This is a genomic window from Actinomyces sp. HMSC08A09, from assembly GCF_001807465.1.
Taxonomy (GTDB): Bacteria; Actinomycetota; Actinomycetes; order Actinomycetales; family Actinomycetaceae; genus Actinomyces; species Actinomyces oris.
Window position 1 is genome coordinate 36,619 of record NZ_KV789111.1, and the last position, 21,183, is coordinate 57,801.

Consider the following 21,183-nt stretch of genomic DNA (forward strand, 5'->3'; position numbering starts at 1 on the left):
CACCCTCTTCGTCAACCCCGGCGGCCCCGGCTACTCCGGGGTGGAGATGGTGGAGAACAACGAGACCGAGTTCTCGCCCACCCTCAATCAGGCCTACGACATCGTCGGCTTCGACCCCCGCGGCGTCGGTGCCTCCACCCCCATCACCTGCGATGACGGCGCGGGCCAGCAGCCCGCCAAGGCCGCCCAGGGGGGCATGGGCGTCAACGACCTCCAGCCCGGCTCCCTCGTCGCCGACGTCGCCGGGGACGACCCCACCCCCTTCCGGGACGCTGAGAATCCTGCCGCCGACGGCGGAGTAGAGGCCAATGTCGCCTTCCCGACCCTGATCGAGGAGATCTCCAAGGACTTCAAGCAGGAGGAGGCCAACTGCGCCGCCCACACCAAGCCGGCCGGGCTGCTCGACCATGTGGATACCGTCTCGGTGGCCCGGGATCTCGATATTCTGCGGGCGCTGTCCGGGGACCAGAAGCTCAACTACCTGGGCTTCTCCTACGGCACCTACCTGGGTGCTCACTACGCCGAGCTCTTCCCCGCCAACACCGGCCGCATGGTCCTCGACGGCGCCGTCGACCCCTCCCTGTCGCTGGGGGGCCGGGCCTCCGGGCAGGCCCAGGGCTTCGAGACCGCACTGCGCACCTACGTCCAGCAGTGCCAGTCCGGCCAGGCCGTCCAGGAGGGCCAGAGCTGCCCCCTGACCGGTGATGCCGACGCCGGAGTCCAGCAGGTTCGCACCCTCATCTCCTCGGCCGACCAGGCGCCGCTGAAGACCTCAGACCCGAACGTCACCGTGGACGGCAGCACGATCCGCAGCGTCGTTCGCCGATTCCTGTACACCTCCGAGTACTGGCCCCTCCTCACCTACGCCCTCGACCAGGCCATCACCCAGAAGGACGGCTCCTACATCCAGGTGCTCTACGGCAAGGTGGCGGCCGGAGGCAGCGCTCCGACCTTCTATGCCGTCAACTGCCTGGACATCCCCGTCCAGGGCGATATGACCAGCTGGGAGAAGGAGTACCAGCAGATCCTCCAGAGCTCGCCCACCTTCGGCGCCTCCTTGGGCAACCAGGATGCGCGCTGCCAGGCCTGGGGGCACAACGGGCCCCGCAAGCCCGCACCCATCCACGCCAAGGGGGCGGCCCCCATCCTGGTGGTGGGCACCGCCGGCGACCCGGCCACGCCCTACGCCTGGTCCCAGGCCCTGGCCGATCAGCTCGAGTCCGGCCGACTCCTGACCTGGGAGGGCAACGGCCATACCGCCTACGGGCGCTCGGGGGCCTGCGTCCAGAAGGCCGTCGACACCTACCTCATCAGCGGGACCATGCCCGAGGAGGGGCTGACCTGCAAGAACGGACAGTGAAGCCGGACCGTCCCCGCCCCGGGGGCCTCGATGGGAACTTCTTCCCACTCCGTCTCCAGGAGGAGGCCCCCGGCGGCACGGCAGCATATGGTTCACATCGTGACTACTGCGACCTCGCCTCGGCCTCGTATCAAGCCTCTGCTCGTGGCGCTCTCCGCGCTTCTGGTGTGCGGGGGCCTGACCGCCTGCCAGGACGACACCGATATCAAGGCAACGCCGGCAACGGCGTCGGCCACGGCAACGATTCCGGCCGGGCTGGAGAGCTTCTACAAGCAGAAGGTCTCCTGGTACGCCTGTGACAAGAAGGGGATGGGCGAGGCGACGTCGGGGAAGGACACCGGCTTCACCTGCGCCAAGGTCAAGGTGCCGCTGGACTACGACAACCCCGGTGGCGAGACGATCGAGATCGCGGTGAAGAAGCGGGCCGTTAGCGAGGACTCCGTCGGCTCGCTGTTCGTCAACCCGGGTGGGCCGGGAGGGTCGGGCATCGAGCTGGTCGAGAGCGCCGGTTCCTACTTCTCCAAGAACCTCACCAGCTCCTACGACGTCGTCGGCTTCGACCCGCGTGGCGTGGGCGCCTCCACGGCGGTCGACTGCCTGACCGACGCCGAGCTCGACGCCGAACGAGCCGGGGCGAACGACCCGGCGACCCCCTCGGCCGCCGCCACCCAGGAGCGGGCTCAGAAGATGGGGGAGGCCTGCGCGTCGAAGACCAGTCCCGCGGGGCTCCTGGACCACATCGACACCATCAGTGCCGCCAAGGACCTCGACATCCTGCGGGCGGTTGACGGCCAGCAGGCGCTGACCTACCTGGGCTTCTCCTACGGCACCTACCTGGGGGCCACCTACGCCGAGCTGTTCCCCGCCAACACCGGGCGGCTGGTCCTCGACGGCGCCGTCGACCCCTCCCTGAGCGCCGCGGACCTGGCCCTGGGGCAGGCCAAGGGCTTCGAGGCGTCGCTGCGGGCCTACGTGCAGAACTGCCAGAGCTCCAAGCTGGGCTGCCCCCTGAGCGGGGACGTCGACTCCGGAGTCTCCCAGGTCCGCGAGTTCCTCGAGTCCACGAAGGCGGCGCCCCTGCCGACCTCCGACGACAAGCGGCCGCTGACCTACGACCTGGCCGTCTACGGGGTGCTGGGCTCGATGTACCAGACCCAGCTGTGGCCCTCCCTCACCCTGGCGCTGTCCCAGGCGATGGGCAAGGTGGGCAGTCCGGACGGAAGCGCGCTGCTGGCCATCGCCGACGCCGTCTCCTCCCGCCAGAGCGACGGCAGCTACTCCGGTAACGGCGCTGAGGCCCTCATGGCGGTCAACTGCCTGGACTACCCGGTCCAGGGGGACAACACCTCCTGGGAGGAGGAGGCCAAGGCCGTCAACGAGGCCTCGCCCACCTTCGGCTCCCAGCTGCTCTACCCCGACGCCTACTGCCAGGGCTGGGGCCACACGTCGAGCCGCAAGCGCGAGAAGATCACGGCCTCCGGTGCCGCGCCGATCCTCGTGGTGGGCACCACCGGCGACCCTGCCACGCCCTACGCCTGGTCCCAGGCGCTGGCCGATCAGCTCGAGTCCGGTCAGCTCATGACCTGGAAGGGCAACGGGCACACCGCCTACGGGCGCTCCAACGACTGCGTCAAGAAGGCTGTGGACACCTACCTGCTCAACGGGACGATGCCGGCCAAGGGACTCACCTGCTGACCCTCGCCAGGCCAGCCGGCCCTCCCGGTTCCCGCAGGCCATGAGATCGGCCCCGGACGACATTCGTGTCGTCCGGGGCCGATTCGTCAGTGGGCAGTGGAGGGAGTGGAGGGTCCGGCACCGCGAGGCTTACGGGCCGCTCGCCTCACTGGCTCAGCTCACCGGCGATGGACCTTCCCATCCAGCCGGCCAGGTCGTCTCCCGTCAACCCCTGCGAGAGCAGGAACTGGACCTTGGCGTAGGCGGCCTCCAGGGTCATGTCGCGGCTGCCGACGGCTCCGCTGCGGGCCAGTGCGTCTCCGGCCTCGTAGTGCCCCAGGAGGACCTCGGACTCGTGGCACTGGGAGGTGACGATGACGGCCGTCCCGGCATCGATCACCCGCTCGACGACGTCGGTCAGCCCCGGCTCCTGGGACGGCACGTTGCCGACTCCGAAGGCCCGCAGGATCACGGCCTCGGGCAGCGGTGTCAGTAGCGCCTCCAAGCGGGCCGCGGTGATGCCCGGGACCAGGTCGACCACGACGACGTCGTGACGGGCGTAGGGGGCGACGTTCTTCCAACCGGCTCCGCCCCGGGTGCTTGGGGCCCACTGCCACGGGGCACCAGTGGTGGCCAGAGGAGCCGCATTGGGGGACTCGAAACCGGTGAAGGCCCACGAGGAGGACTTCGTGACCCGGTTCCCGGCCAGGAGCCGATGTCCGAAGAACAGCGCCACCCCGCTCAGGCGCCCGGAGGTGGCGGCCTTGAGCGCCCCGGTGACATTCGCCGCGGCGTCGGTTCCCAGTTCTCCGAGGGGGAGCTGGGAACCGGTGACGACGACCGGAACGCTCAGATCCGTCAGCGCATAGGACAGGGCGGCACTGGTGTAGGCCATGGTGTCGGTCCCGTGCAGGATGACGAAGGCTGTCTGCGGGTCGGCCGCGGCGTGGGCGCGCAGGTCGTCCACGATCGCCTGCCAGGACAGCGGGGTGGCGTTCGAGGAGTCGATGAGCGGGGTCAGCGAGGTCACGGACACCGAGCGCGCCAGGGGCGTGCCCGCCAGCAGCGAGTCGAGCCACCCCTCCAGATCCGCACCGGGAACGAGGCCGTGAGGGGAGTCCACCATCCCGATGGTGCCCCCGGTGTAGATGATGTGAACGTGCATGGGCTCAGCCTCCTGTCGCTCAGGCCTCGTGCGACGGGGCGGATGCGGCTTCGTCCACCTCGTCGGCGAGGACATCATCGAGCAGGTCGCCCCGAATGCGTCCCCGCACCGCGTACCAGCCTGCCACCATCATGACGGCGACGACGGCGAACAGGGCCAGAGTCCAACGTCCGGCCGGGTCGGCCACGTTCGAGACGACGACGATGGTGAAGAAGGCCAGGGCCGCGTAGTTGGACCAGGGGGCCCAGGGCATCCGGTAGGCCGGGCGCACCTCCTTGCCCTCCTGCACCCGCCGCAGGAAGGCGAGGTGGGTGACGAGGATGGCTCCCCAGGTCCCGGCGATGCCGATGCCGGCCAGGTTCATGACGATGTCGAAGGCGTCACCGGGCAGGTAGGCGTTGAGGACGACGCCGAGCAACCCCAGGGCGGAGGTGATGATGATGCCCCCGGCAGGAACCTGGTGCTTGTTGAGCCCGGCCGCCACCCGAGGGGCCTCGCCGGCCACCGCCATGGAGCGCAGGGTGCGTCCGGTGGCGTACAGGCCGGCGTTGAGGGAGGACAGCGCGGCGGTGAGAACCACGACCTGGATGATGTCGCCGGCATAGGGCACACCGATCCCGGAGAAGAAGGTGACGAAGGGCGACTCGGTCTTGGAGTAGGACGTGTAGGGCAGGACCAGCGCCAGCAGCATGACCGAGCCGACGTAGAAGACGAAGATGCGCAGAATCATCGAGTTGATCGCCTTGGGCAGGATTTTCTCCGCGTCCTTCGCCTCTCCGGCCGCCACGCCCACCATCTCCGTGCCACCGAAGGCGAAGACGACGCCGAGGGTCAGGGCGAAGACGATCGGGAATCCCTCGGGGAAGAAACCACCGTTTCCGAGGATGTTGTGAGCCCCCGCGGTGATTGCGCCTCCGTCGGGATCCGTTCCGGTGTGAAGCCCGAGAACAATGGCGACGATGGCCACCACCATGAAGGACACGATGGCGGCGACCTTGATGAGCGCGAACCAGAACTCGGCCTCACCGAACATCTTGACGTTCAGCATGTTGAGGATGAAGACCAGGACGAGCGCGATGAGCGCGAAGACCCACTGCGGGACAACCTTCAGAGCCGTCCAGTAGTGGAGGTAGAGGGCCACGGCCGTGATGTCGGCCATGACGGTGACCGACCAGTCCAGGAAGAAGAACCAGCCGGTGATGTAGGCGCCCTTCTCGCCGAGGAACTCACGGGCGTAGGAGACGAATGCTCCGGAGGAGGGTCTGCGGATGGCGAGCTCGCCCAGAGCGCGCACCATGAGGAAGGCGAAGATTCCGCAGACGGCATAGGCGAACATCAGTCCCGCCCCGCCGTCCTTGAGTCGCCCGCCGGCCCCCATGAAAAGACCCGTGCCGATGGAGCCGCCAATGGCGATCATCTGCAGGTGACGGTTCTTCAACGACTTGTTGTAGCCGGCGTCGCCGCGGTCCCGGATCTGGTCGTGCTGGGAAGCTTGGGAGGGTGACGGTGAAGCACCCGTCTGTGGTGATGGAGAGGTGGGGGAGTGGGTGGACGGAGACTCGCTCATGGGGATCCTTACGGAGAGGGAGACCTGTTGAATGACGTGCGGAGAATACCGGGCTCGGGTGCTGCGGGTGATGCGGGGCGGCTGTCGAGCTCAGGCGCACTCCTGTCCGGGATGTGCCACGACATCGTCATGATCCAGTGCTGAGTCGGGGGAATCCGGGGAGGTCTGGGGGTTTGGAGGGCTCTTTGTCCTCGGCGGTGGTGCCGATGCGGCGAGGCGGACGGTTAACTGTGTCGAGGAACACGGTTCTCCCCACGGTGCTGGATTGCGGTGGCGGCCGCGGGGCCGGTATGTTCGGCTCTGCTGCTTGTGCCAGCGCCGCCTTAGCTCAGTCGGCAGAGCGATTCACTCGTAATGAATAGGTCGTGGGTTCGATTCCCACAGGCGGCTCGATCAGCCCCGGGAGGTCATGCCTTCCGGGGCTTTTGGGTTTCCAGCACCTCGCCTGCGGGCTCTTGGTGTGCTGTCCGGCACATTCGGTGGCTGTGGTGGTCGTTCCTGGCCCGGGTTTTGGGGATGACCGCATGGCTGAAATCCTTCGCTGCCGAGCGACAAGGGGGCGTCGCGGCTTGAATGGAAGGATTCTCCTGGGTTGACGTGATGTTCCTCAGGATGAGAGTGGTGGCGCTCCAGGCATTGTCTTCCGGCTGAGAGAATCCCCCACCGCTATCTGAGAGTCATCTGGGAGATTGGCTGCCTCGGATTGACTGGTCGTTGGATACCTCTATGCGGCTGGAGGAGGTGTGGTGCCATGCCTGGATTGTTCCGTCGGGTCTCGTGGGGATCTCCAAACAGGACCTCAGTGCTTTCACAGTTTTCGTCTCAGTCATCAAGACCTTCGGGGTGGTATGTCGTCGCGCATCACTGTGTGATTGGAGGGCGGGGCGGCTGGTAATGAGGGCGACGAATAGCCGTGTTGCATTGGGGGCAACTATTGTTTAATCTAACGTTGTCCGCAGCGGGATACATCCTTCGGGCCCGCTCCCTCCACTCAGAATGAGGAATCATGGCACAGAAGACTCAGGTCATCCTCGTCGACGATGTCGACGGGTCCGAGGCCAATCAGACCGTCACCTTCGCCCTTGATGGCGTCTCCTACGAGATCGACCTGAACGACGAGCATGCAGCCGCTCTTCGTGAGTCCCTTGAGGAATGGATTGGAAAGGCTCGTCGCACCGGCGGCCGCCGTAGTTCCGGTCGTCGTCGTTCCAGCGGCCCCTCTGACACCCAGAAGATTCGCGAGTGGGCCCGTGAGCAGGGCCTTGAGGTTTCTGACCGCGGCCGCGTCTCTGCTGACGTGCGCAAGGCCTACTACGAGGTCAACCCCGGCAACTGAGGGAACGTGGGTGTCCGGCTCACATGCAGCCGGCACCCCGCATCGAGTCATTCTCGAGCTGACTGCCACCTCGCACCACGACTCTGGTTGTGCGCTCAGGCGCATCACCGGGGTCGTTGTGTTTTCAATACGTGAATTCGCCCCGTGAGCGGGCGGTATCGCTGGCAGTCGTGCCTTTGGGGAGATGCGCCGGTACCCCACCATGGAGGCGCTCTCCTGGGCCTCTTGGGCCTCGCGCCATGCCCGCGATCCTGGCAGGATAGGGCCATGGCTTACACCCTCGTACTGCTCCGCCACGGCGAGAGCGAATGGAACGCGAAGAACCTCTTCACCGGCTGGGTCGATGTCCCACTGTCAGACAAGGGCCGCGCCGAGGCCGTCCACGGTGGCGAGCTGCTCAAGGAGGCTGGCGTCCTCCCCGAGAAGCTCTTCACCTCGATGCTGCGCCGCGCCATCATGACCGCCAACCTGTCCCTGGACGCCGCGGACCGCCACTGGATCCCGGTGGAGCGCAACTGGCGCCTCAACGAGCGCCACTACGGCGCCCTGCAGGGCAAGAACAAGAAGGAGATCCGGGACGAGTACGGGGAGGAGCAGTTCATGCAGTGGCGCCGCTCCTACGACGTGCCGCCGCCGGCCATCGAGGCCGGCTCGGAGTTCTCCCAGGACGCCGACCCCCGCTACGCCGGTGAGCCCATCCCGGCCACCGAGTGCCTCAAGGACGTCCTCGAGCGCCTCCTGCCCTACTGGGAGGGCACCATCGTCCCCGAGATCAAGACCGGCAAGACCGTCATGATCGCCGCCCACGGCAACTCGCTGCGCGCCATCGTCAAGCACCTCGACGACATCTCCGACGACGACATCGCCGGCGTCAACATCCCCACTGGGATCCCGCTGGTCTACGAGCTCGACGAGGAGACCCTCAAGCCCCTCAAGAAGGGTGGCCGCTACCTCGACCCCGAGGCCGAGGCCAAGATCGCGGCGGTGGCCAACCAGGGCAAGTGAGCCCCGGCGGCCTGCCGCACCCTCGATGATGCGGGCGGCGTCGGACCTCAAGGAAGGTCCGACGCCGCCCGCGTCATTGGTTCCAGGCGCTCAGTGGAGCGCGTCGGCGTCCTCGGCGTCGTGCGTCTCGGGCATGGAGGCGCCCGAGACGAGGTAGGCCACGCGGCTGGCCACCGACGTGGAGTGGTCGCCGAAGCGCTCCAGGAAGCGGCCCATGAGGACGGCGTCGATGACCTGCTGGCGGCTCAGGTCGTGAGCCGGGTCCAGGATCATCTGGAAGGAGCGGCGGTGCAGGGCGTCGAGCTCGGCGTCGTTGGTCTGAATGACGGAGGCCAGCTCCAGGTCCCGCGTCGAGATGAGGCGGGCGACGTCCTTGCCGGCGCGCACCGCCAGGTCCGCCATCTCCAGGATGAGCCCCAGGACCGGCTCGGGCAGCGGCGGCTCGGGGTAGCGACCACGGGCGATGGCCGCCACGTGGCGGGCCAGGTCGCCCTGGCGCTCCAGGGTCTGAGCCATGCGCAGCGCGGACAGGACGTTGCGCAGGTCCCCGGCCACCGGCTGCTGGCGGGCCAGCAGCATGACGCACAGGTCGTCGATGTCGCGCTGGAGGTCGTTGATGCGCTCGTCGGCGTCGATCACCTGCTCGGCGATGACGATGTCCCCCTGGCGCAGGGACTCCGCGGCCCGCTCGATCGCGGTGGCGACCTGGTTGGCCATGGACTCGAGGTCGGAGCCAAGCTGCTTGAGCTCCTGGTTGAAGATGGCGCGCATGAGGCTGCTCCTGTTCGGGGCGAGGACCGATGGTTCGGGCCGGTCGGTGAGGTGGCTCGGTGGTGCGGCTCGACGATCCCGCCGAGGCCGCCGCCAAGGATGTTGTCCCCAAGCACAGCAGCCCCGCGACTCCGCCGCAAGCGGCACGCCCACAGGCGGGGCCGGCCGGTGGATGCTCTGAGGACTCAACTACCCTTAAGGCGTGGGTCTGACCGTCACCGTTCTCCTCCTTGCCGCCGCCGCTCTCACGTGCCTGGGGGTGGCGATCGGTGTCGCGCTGTCCCGGCGCGAGCGCCGGGCGGCCACGAGCGCCGCCGACCTGGCCGGACTGGCCGGGACCGATACGGCCGTCCCGGTGCTGGCGGCGCTGCGCTCGACCGTCGTCGTCCTCGATGACGACGACGAGGTCCTGCGCGCCTCGGCATCGGCCTACACCTTCAACATCGTGCGCGACGACGCCGTCATCGAGCCGACCGTGGTGGCGATGGTGGGGCGCGTGCGGGCCTCGGGCCAGGCGCAGGACGCGGCCGTCACCGTGGCCCGAGGGCGGGTGGCGGGAGCGGGCCAGTTCCACCTGCAGGTGCGCGTGGCCGGTATCGGTCAGGGGCGCGTCCTCATCCTCATTGAGGACCACACCGCCGCCCGCCGGGTGGAGGCCATGCGCCGTGACTTCGTCGCCAACGTCTCCCACGAGCTCAAGACCCCGGTCGGCGCGATCCAGCTGCTGGCCGAGACCGTCGAGGCCGGCGCCGACGACCCCGACTTCGTGCGCGACTACTCCGGGCGTATGCGCAAGGAGGCCCGCCGCCTGGGCGTCCTGGTCCAGGAGATCATCGAGCTCACCCGCCTCCAGGAGGGCGACGCCCTGGCCGAGCCCGAGGTCGTTGACGTCGACGACGTCGTCGCCGAGGCCGTGGACCGGGTGCGCGTCGAGGCCGACGGCCGCCAGATCACCCTCGTGGCCGGCGGCACCAAGGGGCTGCGGGTGCGCGGCGACGCCGCCCTCATCACCACCGCCGTGCGCAACCTGCTGGACAACGCCATCCGCTACTCCGAACCGCGCACCCGGGTCTCGGTGGGCGTCTCGCTGGACGCGGAGGACCCCGACATCGTGCGCATCGCCGTGGTCGACCAGGGCATCGGCATCCCCAAGGAGGAGCAGGAGCGCGTCTTCGAGCGCTTCTACCGCGTGGACAAGGCCCGCTCGCGCGCCACCGGGGGCACCGGCCTGGGTCTGAGCATCGTCAAGCACGTGGCCGCCGACCATGGCGGCACCGTCGAGCTGTGGTCCGCCCCGGGACGCGGCTCCACCTTCACCCTCGTGCTGCCGCGCTTGGGCGAGGGTGAACCGGTGGAGGGTGAGTCGGTCGGGGCTGGGTCGGCCCAGGACGAGCCCGCCCAAGCCGCCGCGGAGCACACCCCCGGGAGCGGGTCATGAGCCCGGCGGAGCGCTCCGTGGCGTCGGGCTCGGGGCCGTCTGCGCCCTCCGGCGCACCGGCCGCGGCGTCGATGACGCCGGTGGGCGGCCCGACGCGGATCCTCCTGGTCGAGGACGAGGAGAACTTCCGCGACCCGCTCGCCTACGGGCTGCGGCGCGACGGCTTCGAGGTGGTCGAGGCCGAGGACGGCCAGCGCGCCGTCGAGATCTTCGAGGCCTCCCGGCGCCCCGGCGGGGTTGGCCCCATTGATCTGGTCCTGCTGGACCTCATGCTGCCCCGGCTGGACGGGACGGAGGTGTGCACCCGGATCCGGCGCTCCTCCTCCGTGCCGGTCATCATGCTCACCGCCAAGGACACCGAGCTGGACAAGATCGTCGGCCTGGAGATCGGGGCCGACGACTACGTCACCAAGCCCTACTCCTACCGGGAGCTCCTGGCGCGCCTCAAGGCGGTTCTGCGCCGCAGCCGCGCGGCCACCCCGGAGCCCGAGCCGGTGCTGGTCGCCGGCGGGGTGCGGATGGACGTCGAGCGCCACGAGGTCAGGGTCGACGGCGAGGTGGTCGCCATGCCGCTGCGGGAGTTCGAGCTCCTCGAGCTGTTTCTGCGTCACCCCGGCCGCGTGCTCACCCGCAGACAGATCCTTGAGCGCCTATGGGGGCCCGATTACGAGGGCGACACGAAAACTCTGGACGTCCATATCAAACGGCTCCGGGGCCGGATTGAGGCCGACGTCTCCAAACCGGTTCTCATCACCACGGTCAGGGGCCTCGGCTATCGCCTGGACGGGGATTCCGGGCACTGATTCTCCATTGCGGATGGCACCGCAGTTCCCGCCCGGTCCCGGGCCGTGCCCGCCGTGACCTCTGTGAGATACGTCCCCGATCTTTGCGCGGAATGACCTGATAAACTAGAGGTCCACAAACCAGTCTGGAGAGTCATCCTTATGACCTATGAAGTCGGTGAGACTGTCGTCTACCCGCACCACGGGGCCGCCCGGATCATTGACATCCGGCAGCGCAAGGTACGCGGTGAGGAGAAGACGTATCTGCAGCTCGAGGTGGCCCAGGGTGACCTGACCATCTTGGTTCCAGCCGAAAGCGTTGAGCTCATCGGCGTCCGTGATGTGGTTGATGAGACCGGTTTGGAAAAGGTCTTCGAGGTGCTGCGGGCGCCGCTGACCGAGGAGCCCACGAACTGGTCTCGCCGTTTCAAGGCCAACCAGGAGAAGATCGCCTCCGGGGACGTCATTAAGGTCGCCGAGGTCGTGCGGGACCTCTCCCGCCGGGACACGGACCGCGGCCTGTCCGCCGGCGAGAAGCGCATGCTCGCCAAGGCCCGCCAGATTCTCGTCTCCGAACTGGCCCTGGCCCAGAAGACCCCCGAGGAGGAGGCCGAGTCCCGCCTGGACGAGGTCCTCGCCTCCTAACGCAGCGCTCGTGCTCAGGGCGTCGGGGACGCGGTAGCGTCCTGCCCGTGAGCACCAACCCTTCATCCCAAGCATCCGCCCCGCCCGAGTCCGCTCCGGGTGGGGCGGTCGCCGTTCTCACCGCGGCGGGCTCCGGCTCCCGCCTGGGCGCCGGGGTCCCCAAGGCCCTCGTCCCGGTGGGCGGCGTCAGCCTCCTGCGACGGGCGGCGGCCGGACTCATCGCCTCGGGGGTTGTCAGCCACGTCGTCGTCACCGCCCCCGCCGAGGAGGTCGACCGGTTCCGCGCCGAGCTCGAGGGACTGCCGGACGGATCGGTCGGGGCCTCGGCGGGCCGGCGCCCTGGGATCGAGGTCGTTGCCGGATCGCCCCGCTCCCGACAGGCCTCTGTGGCCCTCGGGCTCGCAGCGGCCCTGGCCGCCGTACCGCAGGCCGACGTCGTCATCGTCCACGACGCCGCGCGGGCGCTGACGCCGCCGGAGGTGACGCAGCGCGTGGTCTCCGCCGTGCGGGCCGGGCACGAGGCCGTGGTTCCGGCGCTGCCCGTCACCGATACCGTCAAGGAGGTCGAGGCCCGCCCGGCGGGGGAGCCCGAACCCGTCGTCGGCACCCCCCGACGCGACCGGCTCCGGGCGGTCCAGACCCCCCAGGGATTCTCGACCCCCGTGCTCGTCGCCGCCCACCGCGCCGGCGCCGAGCGGGCCGGGGACGAGGCGCTCGCCGCCTCCGACGACGCCGGACTCGTTGAGGCCTGTGGCGGCAGAGTCGTCGTCGTCGCCGGAGACGAGCGCGCCATGAAGGTGACCACGCCGATGGATCTGGCCCTGGCCGAGCTGCTCTTGGAGCGGCAGTCCGCTCAGGGGGAGCGCCCTGCCGGAGGGTGTGGGGAGAACTGACGATCAGGTCTGTTCCCCTTTCGGTACCGTCACCGGCCCCGATGGCTCTATCGTCTCTTCCATGAGCACGACAGTGACTGCTCCGACGCAGGCCGGCTCCCGCACCCGGCTCCTGTCCTGGCCCGTCATCGCCTGGGGCCTGTGGGACTGGGGGTCGGCGGCCTTCAACGCGGTCATCACCACCTTCGTCTTCACCGTCTACCTGGTCAGCGACTCCTTCGGGGCCAAGGCGGACAATGAGTCGGCGCTGTCCCTCGGGCTGGCCATCGCCGGCCTGTTCATCGCTCTGCTGGCGCCGGTGACCGGGCAGCGCTCGGACCGGGGTGGGCGAACCGTCTTCTGGCTCGGCGGCTACACAGCGGTGGTGGTGGCGGTCTCGGCGGCCCTGTTCCTGGTGCGGCCTGAGCCCGGCTACCTGTGGCTCGGCATCGTCCTGCTGGGGGTCGGCAACATCTTCTTCGAGCTGGCCTCGGTCAACTACAACGCCATCCTCAGCCACCTGGCCTCCAAGGACCGCATCGGTGCCGTCAGCGGCCTGGGGTGGGGGATGGGCTATCTCGGCGGCATCGTCCTGCTGCTCATCCTCTACGTCGCCCTCGTGGGGCCGAGCCCCCTGGTCTCCTTCCCTACTGGCAGCGGCATGGGGGTGCGCGTCGCCATGCTGGTGTCGGCGGCCTGGTTCGGCCTGTCCGCCCTCCCCGTTCTTATCAACCGCTCCCGCAGGCTCGGGCGCTCCCGCGCCGAGCACGTCGCGGAGGTCAGCGAGGGGATGGCGACCGCTGAGCCGGGACGGGACCGGGCCGCCATGGAGGCCGAGCCGGTGGAGGCCGTCTCCCACCAGGGCAGGCGCAAGGAGTCGATCCTGACCTCCTACAAGTTGCTGTGGCGCACCCTGCTCTACCTGCACAACTTCCAGCCGCGCCTGCTGTGGTTCCTGCTGGCCGCCGCCGTCTTCAGGGACGGGCTGGCCGGGGTCTTCACCTACGGCGGCATCATCGCCCAGAACACCTTCGGCTTCTCATCGGGCGACGTCATCATCTTCGCCATCGCGGCCAACATTGTGGCCGGCATCGCCACCATCTGGGCCGGGCGGCTCGATGACCGCTTCGGGCCGCGCAACGTCATCATGGCCAGCCTCATCATCCTGGTGGTGGCCGGACTGCTGGTGTTCTTCCTGCACTCCGCCGGGACCGTGGCCTTCTGGGTGCTGGGCCTGCTCCTGTCGGCCTGCGTGGGGCCGGCCCAGTCGGCCGCCCGATCCTTCCTGGCCCGCCTCATCCCCGAGGGGCAAGAGGGGGAGATCTTCGGGCTCTACGCGACCACCGGGCGCGCGGTGTCCTTCATGGCGCCCGCGATGTACGGCATCTTCATCTACCTGGGGACGCGCTTGGTCGGACCGGGGGCGAACTACTGGGGGATCCTCGGGATCGTCGCCGTGCTGGCCACAGGGCTGCTCCTCATGCTGCGCGTGGGCAACCCCGTCGCCGAGGAGGAGTCGGCCGCGTAGACCGCGTAGACCGCCGTCGCGGTCGTGCCTGATGCCTCGCGGTCGAGGGGTAAGGGTACGATCTCGCGACCTACCCGACGACCGAGCGGCGCTTCATCACGACGAGGCCTGGCGGGCCTCGCGCTCGGCGCGCATGCGCTCAAGATCCTCCGGAGTCAGCGGCCCCTGGGTGGTCCCGGGGGCCCGTCCTGACGGATCCAGCTCACGACGAGGCCCTCCTTGGCGCCGAAGCGGGCCAAGTGGATTCCAGTGACCTGCTCGAGGCGTTCGAGGTGCGCGTCGTCGGCGGCCAGGTCGAGCTGGAGGATGTCATCGTGACAGGAGAGCTCGACGACGCCGGTGGCGGTCCCCTCACGGTCGAAGGTCAGGGAGCCGGCCTGGGAGGCCTCATCCCACGTGGTGGTGATCTTGCGGCCCATGTGGGCGGCCAGCTGCTTGCCGTAGCGGGAGGGGCGGTCCGTGCTCACGCGAGTAGTAGAGCGACGGGAGAAGACGGGCTGTGCTGAGTCGGCGGAGTCAGTCATGCCCTTATCCTGACGCGCTTGGTCGGCCGCGGTCCCCACGAGTTCTCTGAGAGCGCGAGGGTGGGACAGGAAGCCGCAAGAGGCATACCGGCGGGGCCGAGAAAGGACTCGGCCCGCGGTTCGGAAGTCCGAACCGCGGGCCCAAGCCTCGCGAGGTCCCACCTGCAACCCGGGGTCCCATGCACCCGAGGAGGCGGTTCCTCCTTCGCCGGAACGATGATGCCAGGCTCCCTATGACCCGACTCCATCTCAGAGGAGCGATCTGTCATCGGGCTCCCCAACCCTCGAGACCGTCCCTGTCCGGCGGTGACTACTATGTAACGCCCTCACCCTGTGAGGACGAGGGGCAGATCCCTGGGAAAAATCTGGGAAATTCGCGGGCGGGTTGTTTCGGTGACTCAAGCCTTACCCTGATTGGGGTTGGGGCTCAGTTCCGCTCAGGAGACGGGGGAGAACCGCACCGCGGTGCCCGAGGCGGTCACCATGAGCATGCCGTTGTCCGCCCCCAGCGTCTCGTAGTCGAGGTCGACGCCGACGACGCCTTCAGCGCCGAGCTCCTGGGCGCGCTGCACCATTTCTGCCAGGGCTGTCTCCCGGGCCTGGATCAGCTCTTCCTCGTAGGACTGGGAACGGCCTCCCACGAAGTTTCGGAACCCCGCGGCCATGTCCTTGAGGAAGTTGACTCCTGCGACGGTCTCGCCGCAGACGACTCGCAGGTACTGGGTGACGGGGTATCCCTCGACGGTGGGGGTGGTGGTGACGATCATGAGCTGCTCCTTCACGGGGTGGTGGGCGATGGTGGCGGTCAGGACGATAGTGTCCTGGAGGAGCCTGCGGGATCGTCCGGTGGTTGGATATGCGCCAGCCTCAGGAGGCGGCTGTAGCGCTCGCTGATCCGCTCATGGGGGACGGGCTCGCCGTCGAGGCTCCATGCCAGGAGGTGCTCCAGGCTGAATCGAGGGGCGCAGCGTGAGCACGAGACGGGCGAGGCCGGACGGCGCATGCGGTCCACCTCGTGGCCCGCCGGGCACCTGCCCACCCAGCGTCCCCGGAGCCGCGGGGCCTGAGCGGCAATGAGCCTGCGGCCCGTCGCCCCCAACCGGGTCGCCTCGGCGGCCCAGACGGCGTCGTGCCCGTGGCGGGGGCCGACGCGGGCGTGGGCGATCTCGTGCAGGATCGTCTCGCGGACCTGGTCCTCGTCGTACAGGCTCATGAGGTGGCGGCTGAGCGTGATCCGACGTCGAGCATGATCCGTCTGGCCGGCCCGCCGGCGCGCCCGGTCGAAGGCCAGGTCCCAGTCGCCGACATCGGCCTCCTCCATGAGGGAGCGCGCCAGGCTCAGGACATCGGACAGATTCACGGCCCCACGGTATGCGACGGCGGACTCACCCGGCCGACGGCGGCGCTGTGGGGCGCATCGCCTCCCGTCGGCTCCTGATCGGGCACTCGCCGCGGGAGGCCCGGGCCGCTTCGGGCCGTGCGTCGGCCCGTGATGTGACACGATGGCGCCGATGTCCCACCATCCCTCCGGCCGACGTCCGCGGCCCCAACGAAGCACCGCAGGAACCGGCTCGCCCCAGCCCGCACGAGCTCCGCGCAGCGCCCGCCCAGCCGCGCAGCGCGGCACTGACCGCGCCCGGCGGGAGGATGCGAGTCAGCGCCCCAGGAAGGTGAAGGGGAGTCGAGGCGGCCGTGGGCGCCTCGGGCTCCTGCGCGCCGGTGCCGGACGGGGGCGGGGGCGCAGGGGCGGTTCCGTTCAGTCCTTCCTGAAAAGCCCGATCGGCGTCGTCCTGGCCGCCTTCCTGGCCACGCTCCTGGTGGGACTCATCGTGCTGCGTGCCACCGGCTCCTCGCTCAGCGGCCTCGTGCTGGGGTGGGGTAAGACCACTGATACCGGCGCACCTTCTGCGCCCGCGCCCCTGGTGCCCGACGCCAGCGGCTTCAACGCCGCCCGCATCATCGATGACGAGGTCTTCTACGACTCCCAGGCCATGACACGCGAGGAGATCGCCGCCTTTCTTACCCGCGTCAACGCCGGCTGCCAGCCGGGCAGTGACGGCACCGAGTGCCTGGCCGGCGCCACCTTCTCCGTGCCGGCCCGCCAGGCCAGCACCTTCTGCCCCGGGGGCATCGAGGCCGCCTCCGGCGCCAGCGCGGCCGATGTCATCTGGGAGGTCTCCCAGGCCTGCGACATCAACCCCCAGGTGCTCCTGGTCCTCATTCACAAGGAACAGGGGCTGCTCACCGCCTCCGGTTCGAGCCTGAGCGCACGCGACTACGAGGCCGCTGCCGGCTACGCCTGTCCCGACCACGGGGCCTGCGACCCCCAGTGGGCCGGTTTCCCCTCCCAGCTCTACGGGGCGGCCTCCCAGTTCCATCGCTATCGTCTCGACCCGGGCAGCTACGACGTCGTGGCCCAGCGGCCCACACGGATCGCCTACTCGCCCGACGCGCAGTGCGGCAGCGGTGAGGTGACGGTGGCCAACCAGGCGACAGCGGGCCTGTACAACTACACCCCCTTCCAGCCCAATGAGGCCGCCGCCCACGGTGGGGACCAGTGCACCTCGTGGGGCAACTGGAACTTCTACGGCTACTTCAAGACCCTCTTCGGTGCTCCGGCGTCGGCCTGAGGGCGCCCACGCGCAGGGGTGGATTCCGCAGTATTTCAAGGGATTCAAGGGAGGCTGCCAGTGCGCCCGGGAGGTCGTGACCATATCGTCATCAAGCGTCATCATTTAGATGCGCGATTTCCAGGCTTCTCTCAGACAGCATCGGCAGAGTCATAGTCACCGCTGAACGGTGGCGACCGTGAGGTACTGGGGAGTACCACTGACCGGCCACCACTGAGTCTGGGCCACAGCCAAGGGAATGTGCTCGGGCGTTTCGGTGAAGGAGGACCCGCTGCCGAATGGGAACCGGTAAGCGACCTCGTTGCGAAGGGCCCGACCCGGTGGTGAACCGGGGCGGGCCTTCGCAGTGCCTGGGCGTAGGACCATCTGGTCCGCGCCCAGGCGTTTTTGCGGGGACCAGTCGGCGGGCATGACATGATGCGAGCATGACGCTGCCGCCGGTACTGGCGACCACCTGGGTCGTCATCGAGTACCTCATTAAGATCGCTGCGCTGGGCACGGTTCCGGAGAACCGCCGCCCGTCGTCGTCGACCGCCTGGCTGCTGCTCATCTTCCTGCTGCCCCTTGTGGGGCTCCCGCTCTACCTGCTCATCGGCAGCCCGTGGGTCCACGGCACGCGTCGCCGCCAGCAGCACACCGTCAACGAGATCACCCTCGACTACACCCGCTCCATGCCCGACCTGCCCAAGGGCGCCCGACCCTCGACCTACCTGGCCGGGGCACTGCGCATGAACCGCCGGCTCACCGGCCTGCCCTGCGTCAGCGGCGAAGTGGTGGCCGTCCACGCCGATCCCCGCAGCACCTACGAGGCCATGGCCCGAGCCATTGACTCCGCCACCGACCACGTCCACGTCGAGTTCTACATCATGAGCTGGGACGAGGTCACCGATGTCTTCTTCGCCGCCCTGGAGCGTGCGGTGGCCCGCGGCGTCACGGTGCGCCTCCTCCTGGACCACCTGGGCAGCCGCAAGTACCCCGGCTGGAAGCAGTTCTGCCAGCGCATGACCGACGCCGGCATCCACTGGCGCCTCATGATGCCGCTGCTGCCGCTCAAGCGCCGCTGGCGCCGCCCGGACCTGCGCAACCACCGCAAGATCCTGGTCATCGACGGTGAGAGAGGCTTCATCGGGAGTCACAACGTCATCGACCCCTCCTACCGGACCCGGCGCAATGTGCGGGCCGGGCGCCGCTGGGAGGACCTGTCGGTGGAGGTCACCGGAGAGATCGTCCTGGAGGCCCAGGCCGTCTTTGCCATGGACTGGTTCTTCGAGGCCGGTGAGCAGCTCGAGGCCTTCGACCTGGCGCTGGGGACGCCGACCGAGACCCTCCCGGAGATGGCGGGGCTGCCGGGAATCCCTGTGGGCACGCCGGCCCCCAGGCCCGGGCGCCCAGGCGCCGTCGTCAACGCCATGCAGCTCGTTCCCTCCGGGCCGGGATACCCCACCGAGCCGAACCTGCGGATGTTCCTGGCCCTCATCCACGGGGCCAAGCGGCACGTGTCCATCACCAGCCCCTACTTCATCCCCGACGAGGCGCTGCTGGCGGCGATGACGTCGGCCGCCTACCGGGGGGTGGAGGTCGAGCTGTTCGTGGGCAAGGAGTCCGACCAGTTCATCGTCAGTCACGCCCAGCGCTCCTACTACTCGGCGCTCCTGGCGGCGGGGGTGCGGATCTACCTCTACCCCTCGCCGATCGTCCTGCACTCGAAGTACATGACGGTCGACGACGAGGTGGGGGTCATCGGCTCGTCCAACATGGACTTCCGCTCCTTCGCCCTCAACTACGAGGTCATGCTGCTGGCCTTCGGAGGGGATCTCGACGACCTGCTGCGCAACAACGACGCCGCCTACCGGGCCGCCTGCACCGAGCTGACCCCCGAGCTGTGGGCCACCGAGCCCTGGTACAACCGTTACGTGGACAACGTCTGCCGCCTCATGTCCGCCGTGCTGTAGCGGGGACGAGGCTGGGCGCCTCGACGAGCAAAGCGCCGGGACAAAATGTGCAGGCGGTCATATCATGGTGCCTGAGAAGCCTTGGCGTGGCGACCGGCTGTCGGGAAGGGAGGTGCGCCGTGGATATCCCGCAGTGGATGTGGGGCATGTTGCTCATGTGGGTCAGCATCGCGTTTGGAACGGGGGTCCGTCTGTACCGGACCAGGCGCTCCTGGATGCGCAAGTACCGGGATGACCAGCCCCAGCGCTGAACGATCCGGGCTGCCAGTGCGTTGTCTCATGGCGTCTGGGGGTTTCGAATGTCGTGACGTCTCGAGACGCCGGTTGGGTGGGTTTACCAAACGGGAGAGGTGCTGTCTGTACTGCCGGTAGGGGCTGTTTCGGGCCTAAGCGAATTTGCGTTTGAGGTCGATGTCCCTTGGGGGTGTTTCGGTTACTGCAATAAGCGGTCCTTTCGTCAGAGGAGGTGATTTTGTGGGCATCCCTGCGTGGGTGTGGGCGCTAGCAGTTGGCTGGAGTGGAGTTCTGGTGGGGACGGGGGCTCGTCTGTATCGGACCAGACGCTCCTGGATGCGCAAGTAACGGGAGGACCAGCCCCAGCGCTGACCCGAGCAGATCAACACGTATCGACGTCGTCGGCCCCCGCACCGGGAGGGTGCGGGGGCCGACTGTGTGGAACCGGAGAAAGGGTCTGATGGGATGCGTGAGCCGGTGGCTCAGGCGTCGTGGCGGGTGAAGACGACTGCGGCGATCACCATCGGGATGATGGCCCAGGCGGCGAAGACGGCGATGGCCTGCCAGTGCTGGAGGAAGGTGGCGGTACCGGCTTGTCCCCACTGGGTGGCCAGACTGAAGGGGTCGGAGACGGCGGTGGACAGGGTGTCCGGCAGGAGTCCCAGGACCTTGTTCGCCCACTTCCAGTGGCCGGCCATCATCTGGAAAGGAAGGGGGACGACGAACAGCACCGAGACCACCACGGTGATGGCGCCCGCCGTCGAGCGAGTGAGGTGGCCGACCCCCTGGGCCATGAGTGAGATGATCGCGAAGGACAAGCCGGTGCCCCAGAACAGCCCCAGGTAGTGGGCGTCGGTGAGAGAACCGGCGTGACCCTTCATGAACGGGTAGGAGGCGGCGTAGGCCAGCGCCACGCTGAGGACCCCGAGGACGAAGGAGAAGGCCGATCCGACGAGCGCCTTCGCCACGAACAGACGCCCGCGGCGGGGAACGGCCATCATCGAGGAGCGGATCTGTCCCGAGGCGTACTCGCCGGTCATCATCAGGGCCCCCAGGACGGCGACGACGATCATGCCCAGTACCGAGCCCGCGGTGATCATGGTCTTGGCCTGGTCGGCCCGATCGGGGGAGCCGGCGTAGCCGATGGCCAGGCCCGCGCCGAACAGGACCGTGATGACGATCGTGATGGCCGACGTGACCCAGGTGGAGGTCAAGGTGCGCAGCTTGATCCACTCGGCTCGCACCGCGCCGGCGAAGGACTGCCGACCAGCCACGCGGGGGCGACTGGGGCGGCCAGCGGTTTCCAGGGCCCGATGCCGGCCGGTGCGGGACGGCCTGGAGGTGGGGGTGGCCTTCTGCAGGGCCTCGAAACGGTTGACGCCTGTGGCCGGGCCGGCTGCGGCGTCGATGGTGGTGGTCATGGTGCGTCAGTCCTCGGGATGCTCGTGGCCTTCGTTCTTCCTGAACTGATTCCAGGTTAGGAAGGCTGGGCTCCGGTGTGATCGTCCCGGTGGCTGAACGCAGTAGGGGCGGTCTCCTCCCTCTGAGGGAGGAGGGGTCCTCTGCGGGGACGATGAGTCGTTGCTTGGCCCGCGGGGTGCCCGCTGGCCTGTGAGCAGGGCACGTGGGAGGCAGGTTGGCTACAGTTCGGCGGCTTTGTTGAGGATGGCGGCTTCGTCTTGGCCTCTTGTGCTTTCGTG

Annotated in this window: 17 protein-coding genes, 1 tRNA gene and 1 pseudogene; 12 read left to right on the forward strand and 7 right to left on the reverse strand. The window is 68.6% G+C overall.

Going from position 1 to position 21,183, the window contains the following annotated elements:
- Both HMPREF3165_RS05250 and HMPREF3165_RS05255 read left to right on the forward strand, forming a co-directional pair.
- The coding region (locus HMPREF3165_RS05250; protein ID WP_256275042.1) for an alpha/beta hydrolase at nt 1-1,360 on the forward strand (1,360 nt) is incomplete at its 5' end.
- A gap of 87 nt (nt 1,361-1,447) precedes the next feature.
- Nucleotides 1,448-3,055 carry an alpha/beta hydrolase gene (locus HMPREF3165_RS05255; protein ID WP_070511359.1) on the forward strand — a complete coding sequence of 536 codons (1,608 nt, stop codon included), beginning with the start codon at nt 1,448-1,450 and terminating at the stop codon, nt 3,053-3,055.
- A gap of 145 nt (nt 3,056-3,200) precedes the next feature.
- Here HMPREF3165_RS05255 and HMPREF3165_RS05260 read toward each other — a convergent pair whose 3' ends face one another.
- Nucleotides 3,201-4,199 (reverse strand): asparaginase, encoded by a 999-nt coding sequence (locus HMPREF3165_RS05260; RefSeq protein ID WP_070511361.1) that lies wholly within the window; start codon nt 4,197-4,199, stop codon nt 3,201-3,203.
- Nucleotides 4,200-4,218: 19 nt separating this feature from the next.
- Nucleotides 4,219-5,766 (reverse strand): amino acid permease, encoded by a 1,548-nt coding sequence (locus tag HMPREF3165_RS05265; RefSeq protein ID WP_070511363.1) that lies wholly within the window; start codon nt 5,764-5,766, stop codon nt 4,219-4,221.
- Between the two features lie 317 nt (nt 5,767-6,083).
- On the opposite strand from HMPREF3165_RS05265, the gene HMPREF3165_RS05270 reads away from it, so the two are divergent.
- From HMPREF3165_RS05270 to HMPREF3165_RS05280, 3 genes are all read left to right on the forward strand, one after another.
- Nucleotides 6,084-6,156, forward strand: a tRNA-Thr gene (locus HMPREF3165_RS05270).
- A 616-nt stretch (nt 6,157-6,772) separates the two neighbouring features.
- The gene (locus HMPREF3165_RS05275) at nt 6,773-7,102 is read left to right on the forward strand and encodes a histone-like nucleoid-structuring protein Lsr2 (RefSeq protein WP_003787869.1); all 330 of its coding nucleotides are present in this window, start codon (nt 6,773-6,775) and stop codon (nt 7,100-7,102) included.
- A 267-nt stretch (nt 7,103-7,369) separates the two neighbouring features.
- Entirely contained in the window at nt 7,370-8,107 is a 738-nt protein-coding gene (locus HMPREF3165_RS05280) for a phosphoglyceromutase (RefSeq protein WP_009406077.1), read from the forward strand.
- Nucleotides 8,108-8,197: 90 nt separating this feature from the next.
- On the opposite strand, the gene phoU is transcribed toward HMPREF3165_RS05280, so the two are convergent.
- On the reverse strand, nt 8,198-8,878 hold the full coding sequence (phoU, locus tag HMPREF3165_RS05285) for a phosphate signaling complex protein PhoU (protein ID WP_003787867.1): 681 nt from the start codon (nt 8,876-8,878) through the stop codon (nt 8,198-8,200).
- A gap of 202 nt (nt 8,879-9,080) precedes the next feature.
- Here phoU and HMPREF3165_RS05290 point away from each other — a divergent pair, with 202 nt between their 5' ends.
- The 5 genes from HMPREF3165_RS05290 to HMPREF3165_RS05310 all read left to right on the forward strand — a co-directional run bounded on the left by HMPREF3165_RS05290 (nt 9,081) and on the right by HMPREF3165_RS05310 (nt 14,143).
- Nucleotides 9,081-10,316 carry a sensor histidine kinase gene (locus HMPREF3165_RS05290; RefSeq protein ID WP_070511365.1) on the forward strand — a complete coding sequence of 412 codons (1,236 nt, stop codon included), beginning with the start codon at nt 9,081-9,083 and terminating at the stop codon, nt 10,314-10,316.
- Between the two features lie 71 nt (nt 10,317-10,387).
- Nucleotides 10,388-11,119: a response regulator transcription factor gene (locus HMPREF3165_RS05295; RefSeq protein WP_070511382.1), complete on the forward strand. Its 732-nt coding sequence runs from the start codon at nt 10,388-10,390 to the stop codon at nt 11,117-11,119.
- A 141-nt stretch (nt 11,120-11,260) separates the two neighbouring features.
- Nucleotides 11,261-11,743: a CarD family transcriptional regulator gene (locus tag HMPREF3165_RS05300; RefSeq protein ID WP_003779424.1), complete on the forward strand. Its 483-nt coding sequence runs from the start codon at nt 11,261-11,263 to the stop codon at nt 11,741-11,743.
- 47 nt (nt 11,744-11,790) lie between these two features.
- Entirely contained in the window at nt 11,791-12,636 is an 846-nt protein-coding gene (locus tag HMPREF3165_RS05305; protein ID WP_070511367.1) for an IspD/TarI family cytidylyltransferase, read from the forward strand.
- Nucleotides 12,637-12,697: 61 nt separating this feature from the next.
- Nucleotides 12,698-14,143: an MFS transporter gene (locus tag HMPREF3165_RS05310; RefSeq protein WP_070511369.1), complete on the forward strand. Its 1,446-nt coding sequence runs from the start codon at nt 12,698-12,700 to the stop codon at nt 14,141-14,143.
- A gap of 96 nt (nt 14,144-14,239) precedes the next feature.
- Here HMPREF3165_RS05310 and HMPREF3165_RS05315 read toward each other — a convergent pair.
- From HMPREF3165_RS05315 to HMPREF3165_RS05325, 3 genes and pseudogenes are all read right to left on the reverse strand, one after another.
- Nucleotides 14,240-14,667 (reverse strand): annotated as a pseudogene (locus HMPREF3165_RS05315) (DUF2218 domain-containing protein).
- Nucleotides 14,668-15,104: 437 nt separating this feature from the next.
- A complete protein-coding gene (locus tag HMPREF3165_RS05320) occupies nt 15,105-15,434 on the reverse strand; it encodes a putative heavy metal-binding protein (protein ID WP_070511371.1) in 330 nt (109 codons plus the stop codon).
- 38 nt (nt 15,435-15,472) lie between these two features.
- Complete coding sequence (locus HMPREF3165_RS05325; protein ID WP_070511373.1) at nt 15,473-16,027, reverse strand: SprT-like domain-containing protein; 555 nt, start codon at nt 16,025-16,027, stop codon at nt 15,473-15,475.
- 310 nt (nt 16,028-16,337) lie between these two features.
- Here HMPREF3165_RS05325 and HMPREF3165_RS05330 point away from each other — a divergent pair, with 310 nt between their 5' ends.
- A complete protein-coding gene (locus tag HMPREF3165_RS05330; protein WP_232211348.1) occupies nt 16,338-17,297 on the forward strand; it encodes a hemagglutinin in 960 nt (319 codons plus the stop codon).
- 425 nt (nt 17,298-17,722) lie between these two features.
- Nucleotides 17,723-19,249: a phospholipase D-like domain-containing protein gene (locus tag HMPREF3165_RS05335; RefSeq protein WP_003787849.1), complete on the forward strand. Its 1,527-nt coding sequence runs from the start codon at nt 17,723-17,725 to the stop codon at nt 19,247-19,249.
- Nucleotides 19,250-19,965: 716 nt separating this feature from the next.
- Here the strand turns inward: HMPREF3165_RS05335 and HMPREF3165_RS05340 are convergent.
- Nucleotides 19,966-20,904 (reverse strand): ABC transporter permease subunit, encoded by a 939-nt coding sequence (locus tag HMPREF3165_RS05340; RefSeq protein ID WP_083303207.1) that lies wholly within the window; start codon nt 20,902-20,904, stop codon nt 19,966-19,968.
- Between the last annotated feature and the right edge of the window lie 279 nt (nt 20,905-21,183).